The organism is Mycobacterium sp. (assembly GCF_049683355.1).
In the GTDB taxonomy this organism is placed as follows: Bacteria; Actinomycetota; Actinomycetes; order Mycobacteriales; family Mycobacteriaceae; genus Mycobacterium.
Genome location: NZ_JBAUJB010000075.1, coordinates 1 through 8,060, shown reverse-complemented (window position 1 = coordinate 8,060; position 8,060 = coordinate 1). Strand labels below are relative to the sequence as shown.

Below are 8,060 nucleotides of genomic sequence, written 5' to 3'. Positions count from 1 at the left end.
CCTACGCGCCCGTGCTCCGCCAAGCCGACCTCCCCCAAGACACCCGAGTCCCCTGGTGGGCAAACCGCACCCTCCACTACGAAATCACCTGACCCCTTGCCCCGAACCAGTTGCGTGGAAATCGGCGCTAATCCTCCGCACCCCGCAGATCTGGCGAACGCATCACACTTTGCGCGTGAAGTCGCATGTCGAGAGTGCACATGCCATCATGTACTGAACAATCGAACCGAATCGGGGGAAGCGGAATCGGGGGAAGCGGAGGTAATTGGGTCGTATGACCACAACGCACCCCGGCGATGCCCGGCAGCACGGGCAGCCAGATATTCTGACCCCGCCTGATCGAAAGGGCTGGCAGTCCAGGTATGTCACGTGGCTGGCAGTTTCCGATGCCGTGGTCATCGTCGTCGCAGTGTTCCTCGCCCAACGCATCAGATTCGGCCAAGATGGTGATCGTCTCGGCTACTGGAACGTCGATTACACCGTTGTCTCGATCGCCGTCATCGTAGTGTGGCTGCTCGGGCTCACCGCGAATCGATCCAGGTCTCCCCGGGTCATCGGTGCGGGCGCCGAGGAATACCGGCGCGTCTGGACCGCAACGCTGTCGGTGTTCGGCTTCATCGCCATCGTCTCGATGCTGCTGCAGCTCGACATCGCGCGCGGCTATCTCGCCATCGCGCTACCCGCCGGGCTCTCCGGGCTGATGCTCAGCAGGAAGTTCTGGCGCTCGGCGGTAGCCAAGCGGCGCCGACAAGGACAGTTCCTGCATTCCGTTCTGGCAGTAGGCGAACGGCGCTCGGTGTCGTCGTTGATCGAGTCGGCGGCCCGCAACCCGGATTACGGCTACTCGGTCGTCGGCATCTGCATACCCGGGGGCAGCGACGAGTCCGCGCTGACGGTTCCCGGTGTCGGAGACTTCCCGGTACTCGGCGACGAAACCGAAATCGAGAAGGTCATCGCCGCGGCCAACATCGACACCGTCGCACTGACAGCGACTGAACATCTTGGCCCGCAAGGTATCCGGGATCTGTCGTGGATGCTCGAGAAGGAGGGGGTGGACCTGGTGGTCTCCCCGAGCGTCAGCGACGTGGCCAGTGCCCGGATGCTGATGCGGCCCGTAGCCGGCCTGCCGTTGATCCACCTCGAGAAGCCTCAGTACCGCGGCGCCAAACGGTTCGAGAAGCGCGCGTTCGACGTGTGCTTTTCGGCCCTGGTGCTGCTCCTAGCGGCACCGCTGATGGCGATTGTCGCTCTGGCCATCAAGTCCGAGAGTCGGGGGCCGGTCTTCTACCGGTCGGAGCGTGTCGGCTTGGACGGACGCACCTTCCAAATGCTCAAGTTCCGCACGATGGTCGATGACGCCGACAAGCACGTTGACGAGTTGTTGAGCCTCAACGACTTCGAAGGCGGCATTCTGTTCAAGATGCGGGACGACCCAAGAATCACCGCCGTCGGAAAGTTTCTGCGCAAGTACAGCATCGATGAGATCCCACAGTTCATCAACGTCCTCCGGCGCCAGATGAGCGTCGTAGGGCCCCGACCTCCGCTGCCCCGCGAGGTCGCGAGCTACGACAATCAGCTACGGCGCCGACTTCTGGTGCTTCCCGGTATCACCGGATTGTGGCAAGTCAGCGGGCGATCGGATCTCTCGTGGGAAGAATCGGTGCGCCTCGATCTTTTCTACATCGAGAACTGGTCGTTGATCAGCGATCTGATGATCGTGCTGAAGACCGTTCGGCCGATGCTTCGGGGGGCGGGAGCCTACTAACACCAACGCCCGCGACGTCCGCGGGGCGGCGTGCCCGGCTAAGACTAAGCCGCAGAACGACTCTGCGACCCACCGTCGCTCTCGGACCCGGCGCTTTCAGCGCGCGCGCCTGCCGACGAAGTCCGGGCCGTGCCCTCACCGGAAGCCGATCCGGCCGAACCATCCTCCCCGCTATCGGCTTCGTCCCCGCTATCGGCTTCGTCGCCGGCCTCGGACTGATTCGCGGCCGTCGCGGTCTCGTCGTCCTCGGCGAGATCGACTTCCTCGCCCTCGCTGAGAGCGTCTTCGTCGACGTCTTCGGGGACGGCTTCGTCGCTGACCTCGCCATCGTCCGTCTCGGAATCCACCACATCGGCGGGATCGGCATCGGGTGCGTCAACGGCATCCTCCTCGAAAGCAGTGGCCCCCTCAGCCGCCCGGGACTCTGCCGAAGTCTGCTCCCCCTCTTTATCCTCCGAACCTGCGGCCGGACCGTCGACTTGCGATTCGGGTACATCGCCGGCCGTCTCCGATTCACCGGCAGTCTCGGTGGTCCCACCCGACAGCGACGATGGCTCGGCCGTCTCAGGCGCGGACATTTGCGGCTGATCAGTCACCTTGGATGTCAACCCTGCGAAGGGAGCTACCACGGAATCAACGATAGCGCCGATGATCCGGCGGACGGCGTCAGCGATGTTTCGAAAGAAAGCCGCAGCGTGACCGACCATATTCGCCACAAATGTCTGCAACGCGGTACCCAGGTCATAACCGGGACTGGTCGGCGGATCTTCAGGCTCCTCGGTCGGCGGTAGCGCCGCGATCCACTCCTCGATCGCCTCGACCGCGAGCTTCGGGTCGCCGTTGGTGTAGAAGATGCCGAAATTGTCCTCGGCCGAATCCGAACCCGAATCGAGGTCGCGGGTGGTGTGGATGAACATCGGTCCGGTATAGCTGAACTCAGACCAAGCAGCGAGGAAATCCGTGATGACGGCAGCCTGGCCGGCCTCGTCAGTATCGCCGATCGTCGGGAGGCCGAACTCTGTCGCCCAGATCTGCTTCGGATCCGAATTCTCCTCCATGACCGCCCAGATCCCCTGCAGCTGCTCGTAGGCCGAGCCAGGCCAGCCGGCGCCGTCCGAGAACTCGCTCCCCAGCGGATAGGCGTACGGATGGAACGACAACACGTCGAAGTAGTCCTTGGCGCCTGACGCGTACATGCCCTCAACGAACTCGACCGGATTCATGGAGACTCCCGGAACCGTTCCGGTGGAACCCAGTACACCGGCGATCACCAAGTTCTCCGGATCCACCTCCTTGATCGCGGCGTAGGTGGCCTGCAACATTTCGGAGTATGCCTCCGGGTCCGTCGGCTCGTAGAACATTGCGCCATTCGGCTCGTTCCAAACCTCATACGCGGTGATGCTCCCCTGATAGCGCTCCGCAACCTGGCCGGCAAAGTCAGCATAGACAGCGGGATCAGGTGGCGAGTTGACACCTCCGTCACCGGCCCAACCGGGCGTGTGACTGACGATGGCAACGATTCCCAGGTCCCGCTCGTCGGCAGCCGCGACGATCTCGTCGATCTGAGCCCAGTCGTAGACGCCCTCGTCCGGCTCGACATATACCCATGGGATCTGGATTCTGACGTTCGTCACCCCCATGGCGACCATCGCGTCCATGTCGGCCTCGATGTCACCTAGTCCGTACGACCAGTAGGGCTCCGAGATGCCCACCGCGGACTTGCTCTGGTCGACGGCGGCCATCAGCACGTAGCCATTGTTGGCCGTGCGGGCCACTGCAGGCAGTACCTGACCCGCCGAGGAGCACCAGACGGCGGAGACTGCCATCGCCGCCACGCAGTTGACGGCCAGCCGCCGTCTGACAGCGCATATCCGCCAGTCCATGGATTACCCCGGCCCGAATACCAATAAATGAGAAGCGGCGAGAAGAACTGCGCCCAAGATAGCCCACATTCCAGTTGCTGTCTGCGCATTGTCCTGACACTGACATTGCATTGCGGTGTATCACATGCAACCGGACAGAAACTCCACCACAACGAACCGTGCACTTCATGGCCAACACGAAATCGGACCGTGCCGCCCAATTAGAAGCGAAACACAGGACGAGTCAGACGTCGAGATCACGAACAAATACACAGCTCAAGACTGTCCTGCCAACCAGGTCGAGCTCTCGATAGCAACCTCACCGTCTAAGTTGCATCGGCCGCCTCATATGGAACAATTGCATTGTGCCTGCGCTACCGCAAAGGATCGCGTCATCCAAGGATATTTGCTGAATTTAAATCATAACGACGTAGTTCACGATAACTGGCATCCGGGACTGTGGAGATAACGGTGTTTCTGACCTGACACGCTGAGCGGTGCTCGAGGACACTTTCCTCGTCGTGTGCGACGGACTGACGGGACTGCCGGAGGTCGTGGGCAACGTGTGGCCGCAAGCGAGCGCGCAGACCTGCATCATTGATGTGAAACCGATCTACACCGCGGTGAAGGCCCGGGGCAACTTCCCCTCCAAGCAGGCCGCGTTGAAATGCCTGTACTTGGTGACCCGATCACCGGACCCGTAGGGGGCTGCCCGCTGAGCGGACGCTAGGTGCAACCAGATTGGTTAAACCGCTTGACGTACAGAATGACCCGCATGGTCTTCTGCGAAATCTGGCGCCCGGCCGACGGCCCCTGTGCGCACACCGACCAGTTCGATTGATTGATGACCTGTTGGCCGTTCTTCATGTCGAACACTCTGAGGTCGATATCCGCCGGACCAGTGACTTCGCGGATTGCCTTTACTGCCTGGCTCAGCACCATGTTCCGCACATTCGGCATAACCCAGACCTCCGAAGGCGCCTGAGGCACTGGCGGCACAGCCATCGCTGGCGCTGCGAATCCGATTGTCGGCGCGAACATTGCGCACGTCAAAGCGACTGCACCGACGATTTGCTTGCGCACTACATCTCCCCTCACGTCTAAGCCCAACCCCTGATGAACACTAACCGAATTGACGCCGGGTTTCGGTAACAAAACGGTCTCGTCGGCTTTGCTCAGCCACGACTTTAGATCAGGCTCCGCAGACCCCGACACCGGGAGGGGTGACATGAGGCGCGCAACTATTGCCTATGCGCAGCTTTCGTCGTGGGGCCGCTGCACGGCGAGGGTGACCTTGAGCGTCTCGTGTGAGATCTTGGCGCCCTCTTTCGGGGACTGCCCGCAGACCACCCAGTCCTCCTGGTTGATCACGAGCTGGGATCCCCGGGCGACGGTCCTGATGTCGAGGACTACCGGCTCGGTCACGTGCTGCACGGTGATCATCGCGTGCTTGAGCACCATTCCGTCGAGGTCGGGCATCACCCACGACATGTCGTTGGATCCCGGCGTGTAGATCATTCCGTCCCTGGCCGCCGCCGCGGGCCCAGCAGTCCCGATCACACCGGCAGCCACCGCACAGGTTGTCGCTGCGGCCGCAATGATCTTTCTTTTCATCGATCATTCCTCCATGTGAGTTTCAAAACGATTGCCGCAGTGCCTGATTCCCACGCTGGAGTCTGCACCAGTCGGCCGAGTCGACGGTGACTCAGCAATCAGCGGATTGCCAGTAACGATATGGCCTGGGGTCCCCTGTTGCCGGAATCCCCAGCACATCAACAGAAACGATCCAGGAACCACGCAGCAAGACCCGCCGGGCCGAAATCGCCATAGAGCCGACGTGACGCGGATCACCGACCTGTAGCCGACGTGCATGACCATCAGGACTAGGCGAAGATCTGACGCACGAGAACATTTCTGCCGGGGGGCTCAACAATGACCACTGTCATTGAACGTTATCGAGAATCGTCACTGCGTCGTCGCAGGCGTGCAGAACGAGCCAACATTCGACTCGACATCCAGGGTTTGCGGATGGTCGCGGTCCTGGCGGTGGTGGCCTACCACCTGTGGGGATGGCCGCAGGGCGGCTTCGTCGGCATCGACGTCTTCTTCGTCATCTCCGGCTTCCTGGTCACCGACAGCCTCCTGCGCCACACCGAGCAGTACGGAGCGGTGGCTTTCCGGGACTTCTACTGGAACCGGGTCCGACGCATCGTCCCCGTCGCCACCGTAGTCCTGATCGCGACGTGGGTCGCGTCGATGTATGTGCTGCCGCCGCCAGGCGCGCGGGAAACCGGCATCGACGCGCTGTTCGCGTTCTTCTTCGTGGCCAACTGGCACTTTGCCGCCGACGGCGCGGGTTACCTCGTAGCGGCCCAATCGGTTTCGCCAGTGCAGCACTTCTGGGTGCTGTCGATCGAGGAGCAGTTCTACCTCATCTGGCCGGCCCTGATCTTCGTGGCCACACTCATCGTCATCCGCAAGGCCTGGTCGCGCACCCGCTGGATGTCGCTCGCCGGCGCCATCATCGGCCTCGTCGCCGCCGCATCCTTGGCGTGGGCGCTCTACCTTTCCGCGACGTCACCGTCCTGGGCGTTCTACGGGACTTTCGCCCGGGTGTGGGAGTTGGGTATCGGCGCCCTGCTGGCCACCGCAGTCGCCGGGCTCGCCACGATGCCGGACATGTTGCGGCCGCTGCTGTCCTGGGCGGGGCTGGCAGTGATCGTCGCGAGTCTGTTCTTGATCGGCGACAACGCGGCGGGTTTTCCGGCCCCGTGGGCGCTGCTTCCGGTGGCCGGTGCCGCCATGGTGGTCGCGGCCGGCGTCGGCACCGAACCGAGATTTCAGCCGCTGCTGCGCAACCGCGTCAGCACCTACCTCGGCGACATCTCGTTTGCGCTGTACCTGGTGCACTGGCCGGTGAGCATCTTCCTCGCCACGATGATGGAAACCAGCGCCTACTTCTACGTGTGTGTGCTGGCACTGAGCTTCGGGCTGGCGATCGCGTGTTACCACTTCGTCGAGATCCCGATGCGCTACGCGGGCCGGGAAGCGATCCGCGACGCCCGAGATGCCATGAGACACGGCCTCTTCAAGCCCGAGTTGTCGACAAAGGTCGCCGCCGTTGCGGCGCTGGGGCTGGTGGCGGTCGCGCTGATCAGCTACGCGATGCGGCCCGACGCGTTCGAGCCTGCCGCCCCCACCGAGACTGCCGCCGTGGTTCAGGCGCGCTGAAAGCTCAGCGTCTCCCCGCGCACCCCGCCGAGCCAAAGGTCCTGGCAGGCCGCGGCCATCTCCTCGAGGCCGTCGACCACCTCGCCGAACACGTTGCCGGGCACCCAGCCCTGGTCACCGTTGATCAGCAGGTTGTTGCGGCCGTAGAACAGCGCGAGGTCGACGATCGCTCCGGTGGTGCCGGTGCCGGTGGTGTTCTCGTATCCGTACGCCGGGTTGCCCAGGGTGTCGGAGTCGAACGAGAACCAGCACAGGTCGCCGGGGATCGGTGTCACCGTGGTGTTCTCCTTGCCGGGATCGGCCGCGGCGAACGCCGGCAACAGCGTGTAGATCTCGTTGCGGGCGTACTTGCCGTGAAACACGGGCGCCGAGAGCGGCCCTTCAGACAGCGCGTCCCAGACCGCCGCGCACGTGCGCGGTGCCTGCTCGTCGAGCATCCGGGCCGTGCACGTCACGCCGCGCTTGTCCAGCGAGACGGTGATCAACCTGCTCAACGGTGCTCCTTCTGCGTCATCAGTGTCGGCGTGCGCCGGTGCCAGTTGGTGGCCGACTGGTAAGCCTGCCCCACCCGCAGCACCAGCGCATCCGCGTGCCGGGCGCCGACGATCTGCAAACCGACCGGCAGGCCGGCGGTGGTGAACGCGCACGGCACGCTCAGCGCGGGCTGCTGGGTCATGTTGAACGGATAGGTGTAGGGCGTCCAGCTCGTCCAGTCCGGTGACGGCGAGCCGTCCGGCACATCCCGGCCCACCGGGAACGCCGGCAGCGGCAGCGTCGGGGTCACCAGCACGTCGTAGGTCTGGTGGAACCGACCCATCAACTGCCCCAACTGCATTCGCACCGCGGTCGCGTCCAGATAGTCCGACGCCGACAGCGTCTCCCCGATCTGCGCGGTGCGCAGCAATCCAGGATCGGCCCGGCCCGCCAATCCCGCGAGATCGCCGTAGCCCTGCAGCACTTTGGCCTCCCCCGAGAACCACAGCACATGGAACGCCTCCACCGGGTCGGTGAACCCCGGGTCGACCTCGTCGACCACCGCGCCGGCGTCGGCCAGCACCGCCACGGCGGCGCGCACCGCGGCGTCGACGTCCGGGTCGTTGCGCACGAAGCCGAGGTTCGGCGAGAACCCGACCCGCAGCCCAGACACCCCGCCGTCGAGCCCGTCGAGGAACGAGGTCGTCGGCGTCGGCATCGCGGCCCAG

7 protein-coding genes and 1 pseudogene are annotated in these 8,060 nt (G+C 63.7%); 3 read left to right on the top strand and 5 right to left on the bottom strand.

All coding sequences use genetic code 11. The annotated features are described in order from the left end of the window. Nucleotides 1-274: 274 nt before the first annotated feature. Nucleotides 275-1,765: a sugar transferase gene (locus tag WA944_RS04520; protein ID WP_526374945.1), complete on the top strand. Its 1,491-nt coding sequence runs from the start codon at nt 275-277 to the stop codon at nt 1,763-1,765. Nucleotides 1,766-1,809: 44 nt separating this feature from the next. Here WA944_RS04520 and WA944_RS04515 read toward each other — a convergent pair whose 3' ends face one another. Further along, on the bottom strand, nt 1,810-3,591 hold the full coding sequence (locus WA944_RS04515) for a cellulase family glycosylhydrolase (RefSeq protein ID WP_526374943.1): 1,782 nt from the start codon (nt 3,589-3,591) through the stop codon (nt 1,810-1,812). A gap of 536 nt (nt 3,592-4,127) precedes the next feature. Here WA944_RS04515 and WA944_RS04510 point away from each other — a divergent pair. Beyond that, nucleotides 4,128-4,328: pseudogene (locus WA944_RS04510) on the top strand (transposase); the annotation flags it as partial. Between the two features lie 25 nt (nt 4,329-4,353). Here the strand turns inward: WA944_RS04510 and WA944_RS04505 are convergent. Next, nucleotides 4,354-4,710, bottom strand: a complete 357-nt coding sequence (locus WA944_RS04505) for a PASTA domain-containing protein (protein ID WP_526373721.1) — start codon at nt 4,708-4,710, stop codon at nt 4,354-4,356. 165 nt (nt 4,711-4,875) lie between these two features. Then, nucleotides 4,876-5,241 carry a hypothetical protein gene (locus WA944_RS04500; RefSeq protein ID WP_526373719.1) on the bottom strand — a complete coding sequence of 122 codons (366 nt, stop codon included), beginning with the start codon at nt 5,239-5,241 and terminating at the stop codon, nt 4,876-4,878. Nucleotides 5,242-5,559: 318 nt separating this feature from the next. Between WA944_RS04500 and WA944_RS04495 the strand changes: the two genes are divergently transcribed. Beyond that, entirely contained in the window at nt 5,560-6,858 is a 1,299-nt protein-coding gene (locus WA944_RS04495) for an acyltransferase family protein (RefSeq protein ID WP_526610722.1), read from the top strand. Here WA944_RS04495 and WA944_RS04490 read toward each other — a convergent pair. Continuing rightward, nucleotides 6,846-7,352 (bottom strand): DUF3830 family protein, encoded by a 507-nt coding sequence (locus WA944_RS04490; RefSeq protein WP_526373716.1) that lies wholly within the window; start codon nt 7,350-7,352, stop codon nt 6,846-6,848. The genes WA944_RS04495 and WA944_RS04490 overlap by 13 nt on opposite strands. Beyond that, nucleotides 7,349-8,060, bottom strand: a 712-nt coding sequence (locus WA944_RS04485; RefSeq protein ID WP_526646439.1) for an amidase family protein, incomplete at its 5' end; no start/stop codon positions are given. The genes WA944_RS04485 and WA944_RS04490, both read right to left, overlap by 4 nt.